Genomic DNA, 20,416 nt, shown 5'->3' with positions numbered 1-20,416 from the left:
GCAGATGATACGTTTTCATCTGCAGGATGTTTTTTATGCGTGCACTTTATTGAGTGTTGCAAGCCGTCCAATTGCATCTTGAAGCAATGATTCATCTTGCACAAGTGCAATTCGAACATAATTCTTACCAGCTTCTCCAAAGACAGAGCCAGGTACTAGAACAACTCCAGTTTGCTCTATCGTATCAAATACAAAGTCAATATCATTTAGCTCTTGATTAGGATATTTAGCCCAAATAAACATCCCACCATTTGAAGGCGTAACGTTCCAGCCAAGCGCCTCTAGTCCTTCAACTAGGATTTGATGACGTTTTTTAAAGATAAGGCGTAATCTTTCAGTAATCTCTTCAGCATGATCTAATGCTACACATGCTGCGTCTTGTATTGGTTGGAATGTGCCAAAATCGAGATTTGATTTTAACTCATGGAAAATAGAGATAATCTCAGCATTCCCTACGATATATGCGATTCGCGCCCCTGCAAGGCTAAAGCTTTTTGATAGCGAGTTAATTTCAATACCTACTTCTTTTGCGCCCTGCGTAGCCAAAAAGCTTATCGGGCGATCTCCTTCAAAGTAAAACTCAGAATAAGCAGCATCATGAATAACTATAATATTGTGCTTTTTGGCAAATTCAACCACTTCCAAGAAAAATTCATCCGAAGGATTTGCTGGGACAGGATTACCTGGCAAGTTTAAAATAAGCAATTTTGCCTTAGATGCGATTTCTTCTGGTACTGCGGAGAAATCCGGTAGGAACTGATTTTCTTCTAAAAGAGGCATATAATAAGGGGTTGCTCCAGCCAAATGTATTCCTGCATCATATGCTACATATGCAGGATTTGTTGTGAGTACATAGTCTCCTGGGTTGCAAAATGCTATCGGTAGATGGATTAAGCCCTCTTGCGACCCCATTGTTTGAAGGATCTCCGTTTGAGGATTCAATTCCACATTTGATCTGCGTTTATAATAATCAGCAACAGATTGTGTAAACTTCGCTGTGCCGCTTAATGTATAGCCATACGAATCTGATTTAGCTGCTTGTTTTGATAGCTCTTGGCGAATTCTTTCGTCAGGTGGCAGGTCAGGACTGCCGATGCTTAAATCGATTAAAGACGTTCCCATCGCTGCCTTTTTATTTGCGGCAGCTTTTAAATCTCCGAATATGGCTCTTTTAAACATAGCCATTTTTGATGAACGTTCGATTTTCATTGAATTCACTCCTAATCTTATTAACTCTCTATGAGCTTACTATATTTACACCCATAAAGATTATAGAACGAGGCTAAAACTAGAGAGAAATAATAGAAATCTCATTAGTTAAGCTCCGTTTATTTTTCATATAATTTTATCACGATAAGCTGCTATAATACAGATGAAATTAGTATGATACAGATGAATGAGTTTTACTATTTTTAGTAAATTTAATTTATTCGAAAAATTTTTACAAATAGCGAGGTATATTTGCATAATTTTTGATATACTAATGGGGAAGTTAGTCTATGTGTCTAAATAACTATCATTATAGTTTTGTTAGTGAAGGTAGAGTTTTTATGATAGAGCAGCTTTTTATTAATCGGCTTTATTAAAAACTATTTACTTTTAACGCATAGAGGTTAATTTCAAACTTTATAAAAAGAAGCCTTTGCTCTAATTAATAAGTATGAAAGGAGTTAGTGTGATGGGGAAAACGATAAAGTGGAAAATTATTAGTGCAGTTATGGTATTGGTACTAATTAGTCTAGTGGTTTTGAATCTATTTAGTACATATATTGTTAATGAGAAAACTAACAACAATCTTATTTCACAAAGCAAAGCAATAGTAACAGAGATGTCGGCATCTATTGATTACTTTTTACAAGGATATGAAAAAGGTGTTGTTCAATTTTCAGCAAATCAAGAGCTTGAGGGAAATACGAAACAAATCAACCTAAAACTTTCAGAATTTTTAGATAATTATGGCGGAGCTACCTCTGTTTATTTCGCAAAACCTGATAAGCAACTTGAAATCCAGCCTTCTGTAGAATTAGGAGATGATTTTGATCCTACAACGAGAGAATGGTATACAAATGCTGTGAATGACCCCAAAAATGTTTTTTGGACAAAGCCTTATTTAGATGAAGCCACCAAAACATATACCATTACTGCAGCTAAAGCAATAGAGAAGAACGGTAAGTTAATTGGTGTTGTAGGTGCAGATATCCTACTCTCAGATTTATCGAAAGAATTGTCAAAAAGAAAACTTGGTTTTGACGGTTATCCAGTATTAATTGCAGAGGATGGGACAGCTATTGTTCACCCTTCAAAAGAAGGCAAAAGCTTAAGCCGATACAGCTATGTGAAAAAAATGATGGTAAACAAAGAGAAGGTTGGTGTGGTGGAAGCATCAAATCAAGGCAAAAAAATGATTACGGTGTATAACACATTACCTAACTTGAATTGGAAGGTCGCTGCTGTTTATGAAAAGGAAAAAGTAGAACAGGCAGCACACGATATAAGAAACTTCTTTCTTATTTTTTCTATTATATTATTAGCCCTTTTATTTATTGTCTTAATTCTTATTATTTCTTCAATTACTAGACCTATTGCTGTTTTAAGAAAGTTAATGGACAAGGCATCTGGCGGAGATTTAAATGTTGCTGCAACCTATAATGGTTCTAATGAAGTAGGACAGCTATCGAATGATTTTAACTCCATGATAAACAGCATGAAATCCATTGTTCAAGTGGTAAATGGAACATCGCAAGAAGTAGGCCACCACTCTCAGCAACTTAACAAGCTTGTCGAAGAAACAACAGCTTCGAGCGAAGAAGTGACTGCTGCAATTGGAGAGATTGCTAAAGGAGTGAGTAACTCAGCTGAAAAGTCAGATCTTGCATTTGAACATGCTAATGCTTTAAGTAATCAAATTAACCAAATAAAGAATAAGACAATATCAATGCAAGACATTGCTGAACAAGCACAAGGAGTTAACAAAGAAGGTCAATCTCAAATGGAACAATTTCAGGCTGCCTTTTCTAGCTGGGAAAGTAATCTAATTAGTATGGCGGAAAAAATTGCATCTTTGGAAAAACAAATACTCTCTATTGATACAGTAATGGAAACCATACGAAATATTTCAAATCAAACGAATTTGTTGGCTTTAAATGCAAGCATCGAAGCGGCTCGAGCTGGTGATCAAGGGAAAGGGTTTGCAGTTGTAGCAGAAGAAGTAAGAAAATTAGCTGAGCAAACAGCTAAAGCCACAGAAGAAGTAAGAGAAACAGTACAGGCTCTGCAAAGAGAATCCAAAATAGTCACTGAACAAATGCATTCTACGAAAGACAAATTTCAAGATCAGTTGGTTGTGGTAGATTCTACTAGTGAATTGTTTAACAATATCTCTTCTTTAGTTTTACAGTTAGAAGAGGCTATTGATAATATTTCAAATGACACATTTAAGATCACAAGCTATAAAGATGAAGTAATAGACATGATTCAAGAGATGACAGCCACTTCTGAAGAATCAGCTGCAGCTTGTGAGGAAGTAAGTGCCTCTTCTTCCGAACAATTGGCAGCAATTGAAGCAGTTTTAAATTCGGCAGAGAAGCTTTCACACTTGAATAACAAACTTTCTGAATCAATCCAAAAGTTTAATTTATAGTTTTTAATTATTTGAATTTTTATAATAATTATGTTACGATCAATATAATTTTATATTTCTTATCAAGAGAAGCTGAGGGGAAGGCCCTATGACGCTTCAGCAACCTCTGTGTATGCAGAAAGGTGCTACATCCTGCAAGATTAAATCTTGGAAGATAAGAGTGCACGCATATCAATGCCCCTTTTCTTCTTGTAAGGAAAAGGGGTTTTTGTTTTATAAAGAAAAGGGGGTTATTTAATGCCAATTAATATTCCGAAAGATTTGCCGGCAACGGAATTATTAAAAAAAGAAAAGATTTTTGTCATGGATGAAAGTAGATCAAATCAACAGGATATCCGACCGCTTAACATTGCTATTTTAAACCTAATGCCCGAGAAAGAAAAAACCGAACTGCAGCTTCTTCGACTTTTAGGCAATACACCATTACAGGTTACTGTTACATTTTTACATACCGCTACGCATATCTCTAAAAATGTTAGCAAATCTCATTTAGATACATTCTATAAAACATTTAATGAAGTAAAAGAGTTTCGTTTTGACGGATTAATTATTACAGGTGCTCCAGTTGAGACGTTGGCCTTTGAAGAGGTGGATTACTGGGAAGAGATGAAAGAAATTCTTGAGTGGTCCAAAACTAATGTCACGACAACACTTCATATATGCTGGGGAGCGCAAGCAGCGCTTTATTATCATTATGGAATTGATAAATACTCATTAGATCAAAAATGTTTTGGTGTTTTTCAGCATACTGTTCAAGAGTCAACAGCAAAACTAATACGAGGGTTTAATGATGTGTTTGTAGCACCACATTCACGCCATACTTCTGTTTCGGTTCACGCAGTGGAGGAACATCCTAATTTATCTGTACTCTCTAAATCAGAAGAAGCAGGTTTGTTTATTGCTATATCAAACGACGAAAAAATGATTATGGTAACAGGTCATTTAGAATATGATGCTGAAACTTTAAGTGAAGAATTCAAACGCGATTTGGCTAGGGGTAATGACATAGCTATACCGAGTAATTACTATCCAGACGATAACCCTAATAATCAGCCGTTAAATACCTGGCGTTCGCATACACATCTTTTGTTCTCAAACTGGCTTAACTACTATGTTTATCAAGAAACACCTTATGAATGGGCATAGGTTAACTCTCATTCTCTATTGCTTATCTTTCTATTTGTTATAATAGACGAAAGAAGATACAAGAAAAGAGGATTATATGTGTTTGTGACTATTGGTATTTTAGCGCATGTGGATGCTGGAAAAACCACCTTATCCGAAAATTTATTATATCAATTTAATAGCATAAAAGAACGAGGGCGGGTGGACCACCAAAATGCTTTTCTAGACCATCATGCCATTGAAAGAGAACGGGGCATTACGATTTTTGCAGAACAAGGAAGGCTTGAAATGGAAGACGATACATATACCATTATCGATACGCCAGGGCACGTCGATTTTTCTCCAGAAATGGAGAGAGCAATTGCTGTAATGGATTATGCCATACTTGTTGTTAGCGCTTTAGATGGTGTACAGGGACATACAGAAACAGTTTGGTCTTTACTTAGAAAACATGACGTCCCCACCTTTATTTTTATTAATAAAATGGATGCAGATACAGCAAATGGTGAGGCAGTTTTACATGAGTTGCGGCAAAACTTGTCAAAGAACTTTGTTCCAATAACAAACGAATTTACAAATGGTAGAGTATCAGATCAACTGATTGAATGGGTAGCAGAGAGAGATGAAGAAATACTTGAAAAATATTTCAACCAATCTCTGCTTGAAGGGGATGTAAAGAAAGCTTTTCAAAAGATGATGATAGAAGGAAAGGCTTTTCCCTGTGCTTTTGGCTCTGCCTTAAAAGATGAAGGAATTACCGAATTCTTTGAGCAAATTATGCTTTTAGCGAGAACCAGCTATGATGAGGCACTGCCATTTTCAGCGAATGTGTTTAAAATCCGCCATGATGATAAAAAGCAAAGAATTACATTTATGAAAGCACAAGCAGGAAAGTTATCGGTTCGAGATGTACTTGAACTAGGTGGAACCCCTGAAAAAGTAACCGAAATTAGGCTTTACAATGGGAATAATTATAAGGTAGTTAAAGAAGTCCAAGCAGGAGAAATATTTGCAGTGACTGGCATTTTAAATGCAAATATTGGAGATGTCGTTGGAACAAAGAGCAATGCGCAAATGCCTTTTGAACTCATACCAACATTGCAATCTACTGTTGTGAATGATGGGACTGATCATATTAAGGACGTATTAGCATGCTTTAGATTATTAGAAGCAGAAGATCCTTCTTTAGAAGTGAGATGGATAGAGAGATTTCAAGAAATCCGTGTTCATGTCATGGGAGCTATTCAACTTGAAGTACTGAAAGAAGTAGCAAAACAGCGTTTTTCTCTCGATATCCATTTTGAAAGCCCCCAAGTTTTATACATGGAAACCATCAGTAATACTGTAACTGGGTACGGCCATTTTGAGCCGTTAAAACATTATGCAGAAGTACATCTTCTGATGGAGGCAGCCGAAAGAGGTGCAGGCATATTATTTGAAAATAGATGTCATGATGATGATTTATCTACCGGGCATCAGCGTTTAATCGAACACCATATTTTTGAGAGGCCGCATAATGGACTTTTAACAGGCTTCCCTCTAACAGATGTCAAATTTACATTACTGACGGGCCGTGCACATGAAAAACATACAGAGGGTGGGGATTTTCGTGAGGCCACTTTTCGTGCAATACGGCAGGGACTCGAAAAAGCGAGTATCCAATTATTAGAACCATACTATTACTTTAAAATGAAGGCGGACCAAGTTCATATCGGACGAATGATGACAGATGTTCAGCAGGCAAGCGGTACTTTTGAAGCGCCGATTATGAATGGCAATCAAGCTATTTTGGAAGGAAGAGTACCTGTCTCTACCTTTATGGAGTATAGTACTGTATTTGCTGCATATACAAATGGCAAAGGTGCAATAACATTGAATTTTTGTGGGTTTGATCAATGTCATAATCCTGAAGACACCATTGAAAGAATTAATTATCGAAAAGACGCTGATCCGGAATATTCATCATCCAGCATTTTTTGCGCGAGAGGCAAGGGGTATGCTGTTCCTTGGGAAGAAGCAGAGCAAAACATGCATTGCTTGAAAAAATGATCGATGAAATCGTCAAGCGTAGATTAAAGTAAAACACAAAGTTATAATTGAAAAGGAAACCTTAGCTAAGGTTTCCTTGTTTTTTCTCAAAATAGAAATACATAATACTTTTTATAATAGTATATGATAATATATAAATTATAATATTCAGTATATTTTAAAAACGTTAATTGAAGTTGTTTTTTGGAGGTGAAATATGACAACTACCTATGTAAAATGGGGAGAATCTAGAGTTAAATTAACTTGGAAAAAAGAATACTTACTTCCCCTAATTAATGAAATAACAAGTGTACATGGTTTTTGTTTTTACGATGATAATTTTTTGTTGGTTGATTTAAAACATAGAGGATGGGATATTCCTGGTGGACATATTGAAGCTGGTGAAACACCAGAGGAATGCTTTAAGCGGGAGGCGAGGGAAGAAGCTTATATTGAAGGGGAGTGTACTTTGTTAGGATACATTATTGTTGACCATAGTGAAAATCCTGCATGGACAGATGACAGCCCATATCCCCAAATAGGATTTCAGGTATTTTACAAAATGGAAATAACACGTCTACTTCCGTTTGAAGGAAAGTATGAATCTACACAACGAATATTTATAAATCCTGAGGAGGTTTCAGCGTATCATAGCGAATGGAATATTCTTTTTCAAGAAATATTAGATCATGCTACATCTATACAATAGAAGAAATTCTATTAGGAAGGTAATAAGTAATAATTCATTCATTTATAAAAAAAGACTGCAGACAAACACAAAACTAGTGTCTATCTACAGTTTAGATATCATGAAAATTTTTATGGGCGTAGTGGGAGTCGAACCCACAACCCCCTGATTAAGAGTCAGGTGCGCTGCCAATTGCGCCATACGCCCGTTTGCCTTAATGACATATATAGTGTAACGCCGTATTCTTATAAAGTCAAGAGGCAAACTTGGTTATATTGATACTGTACTAGTGATGCTCAATCTTATCTTTTTTAAATACCTCAACATCTACAAGGCGGGCACCAGCTTTATGCAATATCCCCTCAATTTCCTTGACTGTTTGATCTGTTGCTCCTTTGGCGAGTGTCACGATAACTCTCCTTAAGTACCAATCATCATCATCAATAGAGAACACGCAATGGACAGGCCATTTTTTGCGGATCACTGATAAGGTTTTTGCAAGGATACCTTCTTGATCTGGCAAAGCAATCGTTAACGCACAGCTTCCTGTCTTATACCCCCATGCTTCTTCTAATAGTTCAAAGACACGAGAATGAGTAAGAATACCAGCAAAATTATCGTTTTCATCTAGTACGGTTAAATATGGTAATCGCTTGATTGTAAAAAACACTTCATAAAATGAGCTTTCCATTCCGATAGTACCATCAGGATCCGCCGCTAAATCACGGATAGGAATATCTTCATCATTACCATGTTCTAACTTATACTCTAAAATCGCGACCTTAAAGGCATTACCAACAAACTTTTCTTCTTTATCATCTAAAATTGGAATACAACGATAACCCGAGGAGTAAAGCTTTTTTAACACAGATGAAATTGAATCACTTTCCTTGCAAAAAATAACATCATGCTTATTTACATATTTTTGTTTGACAATCATTGTATGACCTCCAAATTCTGTTTATACATTTTTATTTGTAAAAGAAGCATCACGGCTAATAAGCCTAGAGAGTAATTAACCCCTTTTAAAAGCATACTCGCTATCATATGCATGAGCTTTTTAAACTATTCCCTTATAATTGGTTTTACAATCCTCATTATGATAATTAAATAGTTTTCTGTACAAAAATTCAGAATTGTGTAATATTATAGTAGAGTAAAATTGGATAAAGGAGGCTATTAAGTAAAATGTCGTATAATCATAATAGTGTAAAGGAACGCCTAAATTCTATGGAATTGCCTGTCATTGCTGCACCTATGTTTTTAGTGTCTGGAATTGAGTTAGTTGTTGAAGGATGCAAATCGGGTATAGCGACCACTTTTCCTTTATTAAATGCAAGAACGAATGAAGAGCTAGAGAAGTGGATGAAAGAAATCACTTCACAGTTAGAGGATGCAGAAAACAAAGGAAGTCTTGTTGCACCGTGGGGAGTCAATTTGATTGTACATCATACAAATACACGTTATCACGAAGATGTGGAACTGGTAAAAAAATATCAGCCTCCGCTGGTTATTACATCTTTGGGAAAACCAACAGATATTGCAACCACCGTACATGAGTATGGAGGACTTGTTTTTTCGGATGTCATCAGTATAGAACATGCGAAAAAGGCAATGGAAGCAGGAGTTGACGGACTTATATTAGTATGTGCTGGAGCAGGTGGTCACGGAGGTACATTACATCCTATGGCCTTCGTGCATGAAGTGAAAAAATTCTTTAACGGCATTATTATTTTAGCGGGATCTATATCATGTGGTGAAGATATACTTGCTGCTCAAGTGATAGGTGCTGATTTTGCCTATATGGGGACAAGGCTAATTGCTACTGCTGAATCGATGGCAAGCGGAAAATATAAAGAAATGACTGTTGAAGCAAGCGCCAGTGATATCATTTACACGGATAAAATTAGTGGGGTAAATGCAAACTTTATTGTACAGAGTATTGTCAATGCTGGGTTAGAACCAACTGATTTACAAAAGCCTCAACAACTAGAGATTGTACACAAAGCTGATGAGGCAAAAGCCTGGAAGGATATTTGGAGTGCGGGCCAGGGAGTTGGAAGCATAAAAGAAATTTTGCCAGTTTCAGAGCTAGTTGCTCAATTAATAGATGAATATCAAACAAGCATAAAAAAAATAGTTAAAAAGCAACTGGTAAAGAGAAACGAAGCTTAATAGTGAGAGAAGCTTTTATGTCAAAAAGACATAAAAAGCTTCTTTTTTTGTTCTTTTTAATAATTATTAGTTTACATAATATTAATTAAGGTTTAAAAAAACGAATTTACTATATTTTTATTAATTTTATATACCTCGCTAGTCTATATAATAAAAACAAAACAAAGCACTAAAGAGCAAAATCCAACAAAACCGTATATAACCTAAAAAAATGATAAGAATAGACGTGAAAAAGTAAATGAAATTTTTACTAAACTTCCTATTTACATATAACATAAGAGTAAAAGGACACAGCTATTTCAAATTCAAAGGAGAGTCGATAAAATTGAAGGCATACTACTATGCACTTCTTCTATTGCCCATTATGATTATTATTAGTTTGCTTATTTTAATTTTTTATCCCAAGCTTTTCACATCAATTCATCAGCAGGAAGAAAAATCATACACTTATTTAGGGAAGAATGCGCCCCTTCCAACGGAACTAAACCCAATTGTAGAAGAAAAGAAAAATACATTAATTAATCAGGCAGCAAAAAAGAAAATCGATATAGTTATCACAGAAGGAATTCGATCATTTGCAAAGCAAGATCAAATCTATCAACAAGGACGCTCTAGACCAGGGCGAATTGTTACTTATACAAAAGCCGGGGAGTCATACCATAATTATGGACTTGCATTTGATTTTGCGTTGGTTGATCATTCTGGCAATATTATATGGAATACGCAATATGACGGTAACCAAAACGGCAAAGCAGATTGGTACGAAGTAGCTGATCTTGGAAAAAAATTAGGCTTGGAATGGGGCGGTGATTGGCCGAGCTTTAAAGATGATCCACATTTTCAGATGACATTTGGTATAAGTATTGAACAGCTAAAAGAAGGGTACCGGGTAAAAACAGTAGAAAAAGGAAAAAAGTAAGCAACCTTTCTCGGGAAGAGAGCAATGAACATTAATAGCATATTTTTTATACATTCGACATATTGAATAGGAACAGTGCATAGGAATAATGTGTAAGCAATAGACAACCTTTGCTTAATAAAATAAAAAGGGGTCAGCATATGAAATTTATACTACTATTTCTAACCAGTATTGCCGCTTTTGTTTTCACTTTCATTGTTCCTACACTTGAAGCGAAATTTCTATGTTTAATTGGTTCATTGTTATTATTTAGATTAGGAATTTATATGATAAATCAATCTGAAAAAGAAAGAACTGCCGAATTAGAACAGGAAGTAGAGGAATTATTACAACATCTTCCTTTTACACATAAAACGATATCAGATGATTATCTGCAAGCATTATTTATAGATGAGGCTTCCCAAACCCTTTTCACTGCCATAAGAAAGGATACGGGGGAATCTTTTGATGTGAAAGAATATCTATTTCCTGAAGTGTATGAAGCGGCGATTGAAGAAGATGGGAACCAACTTGCTTTTATAGCAAGAGGCGGAATACTTGGGGGCTCTTTATTGAAGAACGTAGACCATATCGAAGTTTTCGATACCCAGAAAGAAGACGATGATTTAAATGATGAAGAATTTAGTGAAGAAGAGCAAGATGATATAGAAGATGGCATTTCGAAAGTAAGCCTAAAATTAGTATTGGACAACCTAGCACATCCTATTTTTGAATTTATCTTTTTTGAAAGTGAAGAACCTGTTGACCCTGATTCAGACGAATATAAAGATGCTTTTAAAGCATGTAATCAATGGTATCAAATGATAAGTATTCTAATAAAACGCCAAGATCATCAAAAGCAAGTACTTGTTACGAGATATGAAGAAGCACAAAAGGTTATTTAATGATTAAAATAACCTTAAAAATCCTATTTGAATAAATAATTTAACCAAAGATAGAATTAATTTTTTCGAAATAAAATTAAATAATTGGTTTAAAAAAATGTATAGAAGGTATACTATTAATGATTTCACTTATAAATCCTTTTCTGGTAGGAGGGGTTAACCAATGGGTGAACCAAGTCCAGGTGAGTAGTAAAGCTCGACCGCAGATTAAAATGTACCATGCCAAAGAAAGGAAACGGAGTGAAGACCCGTGGAGTAGTCTTGGGCAACATAGCGATTCTTTAACCATTTAATCGTCATTTCGATGATGAGGAGGAAGAATTCCATGAGTATGCCGCCAAAAAAGCGCTAACAAACAAGAATTCAAAATCTCTAGACCAGATTAAATAGTAATGATCAAGTTGAAACGGAGTGAAGACTCGTGGTGTAGACTTGTCAGTTATTTTTAATCATCGTAAACCATATGATCAGGAGAGTGAAGTCCGATGAGCATGTAGAACGATTGTTCCACTGTTTGCGGAAGTTCAGCTACTGTGGGCTAGATTAAAAGGTCAAAAATGAAGCTTGCATAATTTAATCGCCGAAGAGGATAAGTGAAATCAAGCTCGGGGAATTTATTTCCCGGGCTTTTTATGTACTTTTTTGAATAAAATCATGAGAGATATCAATACTATCTAGGATTCACAATTTTAAAACTACATGTCGGGAGGAAGAACATAATGAGTAAACAACAACAGCTTGATCCAAAATCTCAAAAAGTTCATCAGCTCTGGAGTAGGATTAAACATCAAAAATCTCAAGTTAACGGTCAGACAGAAGTAACCTTGTCTAATCGAATTTTGAGAACCCTTGCAAAGGCAAGACATTTTTAATCCATGTAGATATTGTGCAATCACCACCAAAAAACATGATCAGTTTATACTGATCATGTTTTTTCTTTTTATAGGCTAGCGACACACTTTTTTAAATAGTGACATATCCTTTAAGTGAAGAGGTGGTGAAGGATGAAACCAGGAGAAAATATGAAAATTTCTCATAAAGCGGTTGAAGTTGAACAACAAGAATGGAAGAAGAGACGGTTAAAAGAACGCATGAAGCAGATGCTTACGATTGCTTCACCAATTATTCTCTTGTTGGTGTGGGAATGCCTTTCCCGAACCAATTTGATTGATGTTCGATTTTTTCCGCCTCCAACTAAGATTATTGGAACTCTTTTTTCAATGATTTATAGTGGTGAATTATTTCACCATATGTGGGTTTCTCTCTACAGGATATTCTATGGCTTCTTACTCGGGGCAATACCAGGTATTGTCATTGGCTTATTAATGGGCCTATACTCTCCCATTCGACATTTTATATCACCAATTGTCATGGCGTTGATGCCAATACCAACATTGGCGCTTTTGCCAATTATTATTATTCTTTTTGGAATTGGCGATTTCTCCAAAGTGGTGACGATTGCAGGTAGTGTATTCTTCCCAGTAGTAATCAACACGACTGCAGGAGTTATAAACATTGACTCCATTTACTTAGATGTTGCAAAAAATTATGGCGCGAGCTCTAAGGACTTCTTCTTTAAGATTGCGCTTCCTGGATCGCTCCCGGTTATGATGGAAGGTATTCAGATGGGGCAGGCAATTGCGTTATTAACAATCGTAGCAGCTGAAATGATGGGTGCCACATCTGGCATAGGCTATTTGATATGGACTTCTTACAAAGCATTTATGCTACAGGAAATGTTTGTAGGGCTTATTCTCATCTCATTTTTTGGCTATTTATTTTCTTTGCTGCTTCGTTTTATCCAAAAGAAGATATTACCTTGGAGGTGAGTAAGTGGACACCAAAATTTCTATTGAGAATTTAACTAAAGTATTTTATAAAAAAAATGCAAGTGTTACAGCTTTAGATGAGGTATCGATGAATATTACAGAAGGAGAGTTTGTCTGTATTGTAGGGCCAAGCGGTTGTGGGAAAACAACTTTGCTTCGAATACTGGCAGATTTGGAAACATTAAGCGCGGGGAAAATTGAAATTAAACAAGATAAGAAAGATCGTCCTCTTCAATCAATGGTTTTTCAAGAAAGAGGTATTATCCCATGGCTGACAGTAGAAGAGAATGTTTCCTTTGGTTTAAAAATGCGGCATCTGCCCATACAGCAAGTAAAAGAACGAACAGATTATTATTTGCAAAAAGTGGGCCTTGATCAGTTTAAAAAGCTCTATCCAAAAGAACTGTCTGGTGGTATGAAGCAAAGAGTTAGTATTGCTCGAGCCTTTGCCAATGATCCGGAAATTTTACTAATGGATGAACCCTTCGCGGCTCTTGATGAACAGAATAAATTCATCTTGCAGGAAGAATTACTTTCGATTTGGGAAGAGACAAAGAAGACAGTTATTTTTATTACACATAGTATAGATGAAGCGCTCCTGCTGAGTGACAGAATTCTATTAATGAGTGCACAACCCGGTAAGATAATAAAAGAAATAAAAAATGATAGCCCGAGACCGAGGAAGATGGAACAGATGCGCGCAAATCAAAAAACTGCAGAACATTTTATAGAGATATTAAACCATCTGCATGAGGAAGTTCAAAAGTCTAGAAGCTAGGATGGAGGGAATAAATTGAAGAAATGGCTTAAAAGAGGGCTGGTACTACCACTTCTACTTCTAGCAATATTGATTGCAGGTTGCACAGAAAAAGGAAGTGATACAAAAAAATCAGTAGATAATACTGTGAGTAAAGAAAATCCATCAGGCGATCTTGCACCGTTAAAGAAAAAGGTGAAAGTAAAAATTGCTGAAGATGGAGCGGCATCTGGTGCAGGATTTTATATTGCCAATGAAAAAGGGTATTTCAAAGATTACAACATAGAGGTAGAATTTGCTCAATTTGCAAATAGTGATGATATGTTGCCAGCACTTGCTGCTGGAGAAGTTGAAATGGCGGGCGGCATTTCTACAGCATCATTCTTTAATGCTATTGCTCAAGGAATTGATGTAAAAATAGTAGGGGATAAGGGGCATAATATGCCAGGTAAATCCTATTTTACATTCGTTGTAAGCGATAAAATGAAAAATGTAATTAAGGATTATACAGATATGAAAGGTAAAAAAATTGCGATTTCTTCTAGAAACTCAATTGATGGTTATATCTATGAATTAATGCTTCGCCATGCGGGACTTACTGAGAAAGATGTAGAAACAGTTGTTATGTCTGACTTTGGTAGTATGCTAGGAGCGTTACAAAACGGCTCTATTGACGCTGCACTTAGCATAGAGCCCCTGATTGCACAAGGTGTTGAAAAAGGGATTATCCATCGTTTTAAGGATGCAACTGATTTTGCTCCAGATTCGCAGATTGCTTTAGTTTTGGCTTCACCGAAATTCGTGAGCACAGACCGTGATGTGTCACTTCGCTTTATGCTTGCTTATCTAAAAGGTGTCCGTGATTATAATGATGCCTTTACGAAAGGAAAAGGAAAAGCGGAGATTGTCAGTATTATGACAAAATATACAGCTCTAAAAGATCCAGCCATATGGGATAAGGTAAATGTAACGGGATTAGATCCGAATGGTGAAATGCGTATGGAGGATATTCAGAATCAATATAATATGTATAAAGAAAATGGGGCAACAAAGGGAACATTTGAATTTGATAAGGCAATTGATACTTCACTAACAGAAGAAGCAGTAAAGATAATAGGGAGTTATAAGTAATAAAAAAAGGAGTAAGCAAATGCTTACTCCTTTTAAAATTTAGTTTCTTTTATATCGGAAATTTTGAAGAAGCTGTTATTTTCATCGCCATCCACATAATCGTAATATACAGAATATGTTCTGTCATAGGTATTTAGAGATTTATTTCCATTTTTCGTTTCGTTAATATATTCTTTGGTTTTCACAACAAAATCTGTATCACTTTTACGGTCAATAGAAACAATCTCTAGTTTATTGACTTCCTCTTGATCGCCTTGCTTATGTTTTTTTGGAATTTGGTTTGATAAATTTTCATATAACTTTGTGTCATGCATGATTGCTTCGTTTGCAAGCGGTTCAAAGTTGCCTGAGGCAATAGCTTCGGAACGCATAACAGGATAGTCAGAAATAAACTGAGTTAATTTTTCTTGTTCTGCTTTTGACATTTTTTGACCTGTTACTTTGGTTTCAATTATATCTTTAGTTTGGTGCTTATCAGCTTTAGATATAGCATCCTTCGATTTTTCCGTTAAGAAAGCATCTTCTTTTTGATCCTGACTTTTTTGATTCGCATCGTTACCACAAGCTGTAAGAACTGAAGCAGCTAAAAATAACGAACATAACACTGGCCATTTCTTCATTTTATTGGTCCTTCTTTCAACAATTATTTCTATTATCATACCCTATTTTATACTGCAATAACACTATAGTATGAAATGGTCTAAAAGTGTTGAAGCTTTCATTTTATGACATGAGGTTCTTTCTATCTTTATTGGTTACAATTCAGTCTAAATGATTAAAAAAGAATAAAAGGGGGTACTATTGAAGGTCGTCCGTCTATGCTTGCTAAATTGTTAATTCACTTTAATATATGCAAGAAAATGCGAACAGGAAATTTGGTTTATGGTTAATTTAATATCTAAGTCTTCCTATACATATTGCTTTGTTCAACTAAAACATACAAATTATGAATTAAAAAAGGATCTTATTTATTACATTTAGATGTCAGCATAGCCTGATTTTTAAAATTCCTGTAATGCTAAATGCTTTTATCGCTACGTAAGATGTATAGCAAACAAAAAAGCATAATAGACTACAGATTTAGAAGTCTTCTTCATAGGTACATTTTAAAAAAAGAAAGGTGATGTATGATGATTAGAAAATCTTTGAGTTACTTACGTTTAATGGGTATGTGTTTTGGGATTGCCATTGTAGGATCAATAGCAGCAGGATGTTCGAGCGCTAAATTGATAGAAGGAAAAAAAGTACAAGCGGGAGTTATGGTAGAAGAAAATGAGAACATCGTCGATAAAAATGTACAATCAATAAAGCATGTATTAAAAACAGAATTTACAAGCCCTAAGCAGGAGTATAATAAAATCCTTCATAATCCTGAAAACTTTACAATAATAGAAGGAAAGAAAATGCTGAAAGCTTCATACGGTAGTGAACTGCATAATTATGTTGAGGGATTATACAAGCCATACTTCACAAAAACTGGATTCTCCTCTTTTTTTGTAACATCAGCATTTAACTATACGCTGAAATCTAAGGATATAAAAATAAATGTGAAAGATATGGAGATAGAAAAAACGGATAAAAATCACAACTATCATTTTGTTGTGAGTGTTAACTATAAGAAGGGAGATCATGCAATAAAGAAGTATCAGATTAAAGGGATTGCTACTTTACCTGAAGAAGGTAAGATTGCTCAAATTACTTATAAGGATGATGGAGGATTACTTAAAAATATAAAAAAGAATAGCTAAAAAATAGGAATTTGAATATAGAGGAAGTTTTTAACTTCCTCTTTATTTTGTTTTAGAATCATAAAGTAAAATATATAAGGTCTTTAGTCCCTAAACTAAGTAGGCGAAAGATTAAAATTTAGGTATAATAGCTATAGGGCTAATTAAAGTATAGATATCTATTGAGTAGATATAGAATATTTAGATAAAATGTAGCTAGTGTTAATTGGTTTTTTGACTTCTTTCTTCAAATGAATGAAAAGAGTTTAGAGGTTTAAATATTCTGATAAGTGCATTGGCAACATTAAGATTTTCTTATTATAATATATAAAGTACATATACATAGTACATATACAAAAAAGGGAAGAAGTGATTATCATGTACATAGGCGGTCGGCAAGATTTAGCTGCACTTGACCAATTTACAATAGAACAGGTCGGGCTTCCAGGTGCTGTATTAATGGAGAATGCAGGTTCTGCTATCGTGTCTGCAGTTTTGTCATCGTACCATGACCTAGACGCACGCATTCTTGTGTTAGCAGGTAACGGTAACAACGGCGGCGATGGATTTGTAGCTGCCAGAAAGTTATGTGATCATGGATATAATGTGGAATTGTGCCTTCTGCCTAAAGAGGAGACGCTAAAAGGAGATGCACTTACCCACTTTTTAGTCTATAAAAATAGAGGTCTTCCCTATTCAACAATGGCAACAATGGATAAGGATAAGCTTCAGACAAAAATAAACTGTGCTACTATTATTATAGATGCAATGATAGGTTCAGGGATGCAGGGCATAATTAAAGACCCATTTCGTTCAGTCATTGAAATGGTAAATGAGTCTACTGCTTATGTTTTAGCGGTAGATATTCCTTCAGGCTTGGAGGCTGATACCGGACTAGTTACAGAAATGGCCATCAAGGCTGATCGTACTGTTACTTTTGTGATGCCAAAAAAAGGATTCTTCTTGCAAGACGGACCAATGTATATTGGTGAATGGGAAATTGCAGATATCTCAGTACCTTATCAGCTTGCAGAAAAATCCACTCAATCTCTGCCAAGGCTAATTACAAACGGAGATGTCTATGCACAATTGCCAAAAAGACCATCTAACAGTCACAAAGGAACATTTGGCCATGGTATTGTGATAGGGGGCTCTAGTTCATATGTAGGGGCGCCTATTTATTCCGCCAAAGCTGCATTTCACTCAGGAATTGGGCTTGTGACATTAGCTGTGCCGGAAGAAAATTATACAATTTCAGCATCTCAGTTGCCAGAAGCATTATATATAAAGCTTTCAAATAAAGATGATCACATATCTCCAGCATCGCTTTCTGATATTTCATTTTCTACATATAAGGCAATTGCTATTGGCCCTGGACTAAGTCGTTTTAAACATGGTGGAAAAATATTGGAGATCTTATTTAGTAAATGCCATGATCAGCCTATTATTATAGACGCGGATGGCCTATTCTATCTTAAGGATTATCTCCATTTAGTGAAGGAATACAAGGGTCCTGTTATTATTACACCCCATCCGGGTGAAATGGCGGCGCTTTTAGAGTGTAGTGTCGAAGAAATTGAAAGTAATAGATTAGGGGTAGCAAAGCAATTTGCAAAAGAGCATGGTGTATACGTATTATTGAAAGGTCATCGCTCTATTGTTGAAGTTCCAGATGGTAATACATGGGTAAATCCCCATGGACATGATGCGCTAGCACGGGGAGGAAGCGGTGATGTATTAACCGGCCTTATTCTGTCCTTTATATGTCAACATGCAAGCCCTGAACAAGCGTTAGTATGCGCTACATTTTTACATGCTAGAGCTGCGGAAGTGAAAGCAGAGAAATTATCCCATTACAGTGTAACTCCAAATGCTATAATAGAAGGGATTCCTGAAATTCTAAATGATATGCGATAAAAAATATAAAGATTAGAAAGGAAGATGGCAGTGCGCAATCTAGCCTGGTATATTTCACTGGCCATCTCGTTTTTTGGCTGTCTTGCGATCGAGTTTTTCTTCACAGGAAAGCCTACGCAGTCAATCAACCATGCCAATACAGCTGTTGTACCAATAGTATTATTAATTCCTTTTTTGTTATTAAGTTTATTTATAACCTGGACAGTCGGAAGAAAGTACTTTGCTATTAGACCGTTGCGAAGACCGGGGATATTACTCATTGCTATAATCATTATTTTGGTTATTGGCATTACAGGTGAATATCAGACAATTCAAGAGACAATCAATGGATTTGAAAAAAAAGGGAAAACCATAATGTCTGTTTTGAAACATCAAAGCTATTTTAATTATTTTACAGTGAATTGGTATTTTAATGAAAATTCCTTTTTGCTAGTTCATCTCATTTCATTTTGTCTAGGTTTTGTTGGCCGCAAAAACGAATGGCAGCTAGAGATAGAGGAAAAAGAATATAAAGCGAACAATGAGTAGCGTGGCAAACATAGTCACGCTATTTTTACTTCCGTATACGCGTTTCAAAAGATATCTGGTGAAATCTATAGAAATTCTATTAGGATATAGTCAAAAGTCGAATATAAAAATTATGCTATGATAGTAGTATATTATCCTTGAAAGGAAGATGATTATGAAATCACCATTTACATTTATTTATTCTGCTCCAACAACTATCGTAGAAGGAAAGAAATATCCTGCAATATTTTTACTGCACGGAATGGGAAGCAATGAAGAAGACTTGCCACAGCTAGTGCAAGAATTAAAAGAAAATTACTTTATATTTAGCTTGCAGGGTCCAATCCTTCAAGAACCAGGATATGCTTTCTATCATGACAAAGAATTCGGAATACCGGATCGCCATGTATTTGATCAAGTTGTTATCCATATTGCAAAATTTATTGAAGAAGCAGCTACTGAGTTCCCGCTTAACTTAAAAGAGCTGTATATTTTGGGCTTTAGCCAAGGTGCCGTGCTTGCCAATTCTTTAGCATTTGTAATGGGAAATCAAAAACTAGCGGGAGTTGTAGCATTAAGTGGGTATATTCCAGACTTTGTAAAGACAGATTATAAAAAGCAATCCGTTGAAAGCCTTCCAATTTATATTGCACATGGCACTATGGATTACGTTCTTCCATATCAATGGGGGGAAGAAAGCAAAGGCTTCTTCTTAAGCTATGATGCAGAAGTAACTTTTAAGGGATTCGAAGATGGTCATGGAGTACCTCCATATATCCAAGAAGAAGTGATACAGTTTTTTAAAAAGAATTCTTCAAATCAATAACGTTTAAACACTATGATAATAGGGAATATTATTAAAATTTAAAACTTTTAAAAAAGAGGAAAAAAGAACCAAAAAAAATTTTTTCTTCTTTTTTAATGTCTATTTACCTTATGGTTAATAAAGGTTTTATATTCATAAGAACTATTTGAGGGAATTTAATGCATACTTTTGGTACAAGTTGATGATTGTAAAAAGAACCTTTTACCTATGGAAGGAAATCTGAAAATACTTCTCAACGTCACCTCGTGTTGATTTTTGTAATT

The 20,416-nt window shown here is 35.4% G+C and carries 18 protein-coding genes, 1 tRNA gene and 1 riboswitch; of the genes, 15 read left to right on the top strand and 4 right to left on the bottom strand.

All coding sequences use genetic code 11. The features are described from left to right. Nucleotides 1-33: 33 nt before the first annotated feature. Entirely contained in the window at nucleotides 34-1,209 is a 1,176-nt protein-coding gene (locus F0527_RS08350; protein WP_150284481.1) for an aminotransferase class I/II-fold pyridoxal phosphate-dependent enzyme, read from the bottom strand. Between the two features lie 469 nt (nucleotides 1,210-1,678). On the opposite strand from F0527_RS08350, the gene F0527_RS08345 reads away from it, so the two are divergent. The 4 genes from F0527_RS08345 (at nucleotide 1,679) to F0527_RS08330 (ending at nucleotide 7,502) form a co-directional block, all read left to right on the top strand. Then, nucleotides 1,679-3,640, top strand: a complete 1,962-nt coding sequence (locus F0527_RS08345) for a methyl-accepting chemotaxis protein (protein WP_190323414.1) — start codon at nucleotides 1,679-1,681, stop codon at nucleotides 3,638-3,640. 56 nt (nucleotides 3,641-3,696) lie between these two features. Next, nucleotides 3,697-3,801, top strand: a riboswitch (SAM riboswitch). Between the two features lie 76 nt (nucleotides 3,802-3,877). Further along, the gene (gene metA / locus F0527_RS08340; RefSeq protein ID WP_150284479.1) at nucleotides 3,878-4,786 is read left to right on the top strand and encodes a homoserine O-acetyltransferase MetA; all 909 of its coding nucleotides are present in this window, start codon (nucleotides 3,878-3,880) and stop codon (nucleotides 4,784-4,786) included. A 78-nt stretch (nucleotides 4,787-4,864) separates the two neighbouring features. Beyond that, entirely contained in the window at nucleotides 4,865-6,814 is a 1,950-nt protein-coding gene (locus F0527_RS08335) for a GTP-binding protein (RefSeq protein WP_150284478.1), read from the top strand. Between the two features lie 196 nt (nucleotides 6,815-7,010). Beyond that, complete coding sequence (locus tag F0527_RS08330) at nucleotides 7,011-7,502, top strand: NUDIX hydrolase (RefSeq protein ID WP_150284477.1); 492 nt, start codon at nucleotides 7,011-7,013, stop codon at nucleotides 7,500-7,502. 113 nt (nucleotides 7,503-7,615) lie between these two features. Here the strand turns inward: F0527_RS08330 and F0527_RS08325 are convergent. Together F0527_RS08325 and cbpA are read right to left on the bottom strand one after the other, a co-directional pair. Next, nucleotides 7,616-7,688: transfer RNA gene (locus F0527_RS08325), tRNA-Lys, on the bottom strand. Nucleotides 7,689-7,767: 79 nt separating this feature from the next. After that, entirely contained in the window at nucleotides 7,768-8,421 is a 654-nt protein-coding gene (gene cbpA, locus F0527_RS08320; protein WP_150284476.1) for a cyclic di-AMP binding protein CbpA, read from the bottom strand. A gap of 248 nt (nucleotides 8,422-8,669) precedes the next feature. Between cbpA and F0527_RS08315 the strand changes: the two genes are divergently transcribed. From F0527_RS08315 to F0527_RS08285, 7 genes are all read left to right on the top strand, one after another. Beyond that, nucleotides 8,670-9,656: an NAD(P)H-dependent flavin oxidoreductase gene (locus tag F0527_RS08315; RefSeq protein ID WP_150284475.1), complete on the top strand. Its 987-nt coding sequence runs from the start codon at nucleotides 8,670-8,672 to the stop codon at nucleotides 9,654-9,656. Nucleotides 9,657-9,981: 325 nt separating this feature from the next. Beyond that, nucleotides 9,982-10,575 (top strand): M15 family metallopeptidase, encoded by a 594-nt coding sequence (locus F0527_RS08310; protein ID WP_223823543.1) that lies wholly within the window; start codon nucleotides 9,982-9,984, stop codon nucleotides 10,573-10,575. 140 nt (nucleotides 10,576-10,715) lie between these two features. Continuing rightward, the gene (locus F0527_RS08305; protein ID WP_150284474.1) at nucleotides 10,716-11,459 is read left to right on the top strand and encodes a hypothetical protein; all 744 of its coding nucleotides are present in this window, start codon (nucleotides 10,716-10,718) and stop codon (nucleotides 11,457-11,459) included. 719 nt (nucleotides 11,460-12,178) lie between these two features. Further along, nucleotides 12,179-12,331 (top strand): YpzG family protein, encoded by a 153-nt coding sequence (locus F0527_RS08300; RefSeq protein WP_084246889.1) that lies wholly within the window; start codon nucleotides 12,179-12,181, stop codon nucleotides 12,329-12,331. Between the two features lie 150 nt (nucleotides 12,332-12,481). Continuing rightward, nucleotides 12,482-13,288 (top strand): ABC transporter permease, encoded by an 807-nt coding sequence (locus F0527_RS08295; RefSeq protein WP_150284942.1) that lies wholly within the window; start codon nucleotides 12,482-12,484, stop codon nucleotides 13,286-13,288. Nucleotides 13,289-13,292: 4 nt separating this feature from the next. Continuing rightward, nucleotides 13,293-14,066, top strand: coding sequence for an ABC transporter ATP-binding protein (locus tag F0527_RS08290; RefSeq protein ID WP_066787341.1), 774 nt, complete (start codon nucleotides 13,293-13,295; stop codon nucleotides 14,064-14,066). A 15-nt stretch (nucleotides 14,067-14,081) separates the two neighbouring features. Beyond that, nucleotides 14,082-15,176 carry an ABC transporter substrate-binding protein gene (locus F0527_RS08285; protein ID WP_150284473.1) on the top strand — a complete coding sequence of 365 codons (1,095 nt, stop codon included), beginning with the start codon at nucleotides 14,082-14,084 and terminating at the stop codon, nucleotides 15,174-15,176. A gap of 32 nt (nucleotides 15,177-15,208) precedes the next feature. Here F0527_RS08285 and F0527_RS08280 read toward each other — a convergent pair whose 3' ends face one another. Continuing rightward, entirely contained in the window at nucleotides 15,209-15,796 is a 588-nt protein-coding gene (locus F0527_RS08280) for a TcaA NTF2-like domain-containing protein (protein ID WP_150284472.1), read from the bottom strand. 510 nt (nucleotides 15,797-16,306) lie between these two features. On the opposite strand from F0527_RS08280, the gene F0527_RS08275 reads away from it, so the two are divergent. The 4 genes from F0527_RS08275 to F0527_RS08260 all read left to right on the top strand — a co-directional run bounded on the left by F0527_RS08275 (nucleotide 16,307) and on the right by F0527_RS08260 (nucleotide 20,153). Continuing rightward, on the top strand, nucleotides 16,307-16,924 hold the full coding sequence (locus F0527_RS08275; RefSeq protein WP_150284471.1) for a hypothetical protein: 618 nt from the start codon (nucleotides 16,307-16,309) through the stop codon (nucleotides 16,922-16,924). Nucleotides 16,925-17,281: 357 nt separating this feature from the next. Further along, entirely contained in the window at nucleotides 17,282-18,820 is a 1,539-nt protein-coding gene (locus F0527_RS08270; RefSeq protein WP_150284470.1) for an NAD(P)H-hydrate dehydratase, read from the top strand. 30 nt (nucleotides 18,821-18,850) lie between these two features. Continuing rightward, nucleotides 18,851-19,348 carry a hypothetical protein gene (locus F0527_RS08265; RefSeq protein WP_150284469.1) on the top strand — a complete coding sequence of 166 codons (498 nt, stop codon included), beginning with the start codon at nucleotides 18,851-18,853 and terminating at the stop codon, nucleotides 19,346-19,348. Between the two features lie 154 nt (nucleotides 19,349-19,502). Further along, on the top strand, nucleotides 19,503-20,153 hold the full coding sequence (locus F0527_RS08260; protein WP_150284468.1) for an alpha/beta hydrolase: 651 nt from the start codon (nucleotides 19,503-19,505) through the stop codon (nucleotides 20,151-20,153). Nucleotides 20,154-20,416: the final 263 nt, after the last annotated feature.

It is taken from the genome of Rummeliibacillus sp. TYF-LIM-RU47 (assembly GCF_008638315.1).
Classification (GTDB): domain Bacteria; phylum Bacillota; class Bacilli; order Bacillales_A; family Planococcaceae; genus Rummeliibacillus; species Rummeliibacillus stabekisii.
Note: the sequence above shows the minus strand (reverse complement) of the source record. Positions and strands in the feature narration are given on the sequence as shown.